A 1231-nucleotide genomic window follows, 5' to 3' on the forward strand; every position below is an offset into this window, starting at 1 on the left:
CTTTCGCTCCACTACCAATTACAACAACCCGCTTTCCTTTATAATTCAATTCCTCAGGCCAGTGTTGAGGGTGAATTACCGGGCCTTTAAAATCTTCAATGCCGGGGAATTTAGGTAAATGAGGTTCATCATAGTTATAATAACCTGTTGCAGCGACAAGAAAACGACAGGTAAATTGCCGAGTTTCCCCACTGATTTCGTCAACCGCGGTAACGGTCCACTGGCGAGTCGCATTTGACCAGTCAGTATGAGTGATTTTTAATCCAAACTGTATTTTGTCATTAATTTCATACTCTTTTGCTGTTGCATCGATATAACTTCTAATTGAAGGCCCATCTGCAAAAATACTGGTGTCTGTCCAAGGGCGGAATTTATAGCCATAGCTCATCATATCTGAATCTGAGCGAATGCCTGGATAGCGAAATAAATCCCAAGTACCGCCTATCGTCTGGCGACGTTCTAAGATAATAAACGTCTTATCAGGACATTTCTTTGTTAAATGACATGCTGTACCAATACCAGCAATACCAGCGCCAATAATCAAAACATCATAATAGTTATTCACGGTATCTCTCCTACAAGGTCATTTTTTGATGAGTTGAAACTCACCTGACTAAAGCAACGTGATTCTTGTCGTTATTGACAGTAGCATAGCAATATGAAATTGCTTTAGTCTTACATTGCTCATTACAAGCGTTTAACGTGTCAATATTTCCTACCACCACAAATAAATAATTAGCATGAGAATATTTTCACCCTTCAATATAAATATTGGATGCCGTATTTAAGTCACGTTATAAACGAAACAAACACAACCAAAAGTTTGTTTAAACATTTTTTTCGGCTCTTGAGTCAATATTGTATGATGCAAGGATTTTAAAGTGAACCCGACAGAACTTAGCGGAAGGGAGATCAGATGCCTTTTATTGATTGAATATTTTCCAAAAGTTTAGCTCCTAGCCATTCATAGGGAGATTTTTAGGTTAATTCGATAAAATAATCCAGAGAACAGGATATTCTCTGAATTATTTTAAAAATGTGAAGTTGTTCAAGGGGATTTAATTTTTACTTATTGTTGACTAATGCCTCCTAATCATTTTCATGTTAGGGGCCAGTTTAATACCACCACACTATCATTATAATTACCCGCGGTACCATTTTCAGCGCCAATAATGACTGAACCGGGTTTTCCATCAAGTGTATTATCAAAATAACGGAGTTTGCAGGGTTT

At 37.4% G+C, this 1231-nt stretch carries 2 protein-coding genes; both read right to left on the bottom strand.

Annotated features, from left to right (window positions below; translation table 11 throughout):
- Nucleotides 1–565: flavin-containing monooxygenase (locus V2H77_RS00550; RefSeq protein ID WP_341497245.1), on the bottom strand; the 565-nt coding region annotated here is incomplete at its 3' end.
- Nucleotides 566–1099: 534 nt separating this feature from the next.
- A partial coding sequence (locus V2H77_RS00555) for a fucose-binding lectin II (RefSeq protein WP_341497246.1) occupies nt 1100–1231 on the bottom strand: 132 nt, incomplete at its 5' end.

This window comes from Photorhabdus sp. P32, from assembly GCF_038085095.1.
Classification (GTDB): domain Bacteria; phylum Pseudomonadota; class Gammaproteobacteria; order Enterobacterales; family Enterobacteriaceae; genus Photorhabdus; species Photorhabdus luminescens.